Consider the following 312-nt stretch of genomic DNA (forward strand, 5'->3'; position numbering starts at 1 on the left):
ACCCAGCAAGAGGCCGTTGGGTGTTTCTTTGTAGCCTGAGTTGAGCGGAGTCCAGAGCAGATTGCCGTCGTCATCCTTGAGTTTCATCAGTTGGGGCAGCAGTTCTGAGTTACATTCCCAGTGAGCGCGGTTGATGCTGGATGGCAGCATGCGGATGTACATATTGACGATGTTTTCGGAGGCCAAACTTTTAGCGGCTTGCCCGGATTCTTTGGTGACGGTGATGAGGGCATTGGATTTCATGTAGCCTTTTGGCTTGCCGACGCCATCGCCATACCGAATGGCTTCGTTGATCGCCCAGCGCATGGCCAT

General features: G+C 53.5%; 1 protein-coding gene. It reads right to left on the reverse strand.

The features are described from left to right. The coding region (locus tag Q4563_RS18430) for a phage major capsid protein (protein ID WP_303605541.1) at window positions 1-312 on the reverse strand (312 nt) is incomplete at both ends.

Source organism: Gilvimarinus sp. 1_MG-2023 (assembly GCF_030548285.1).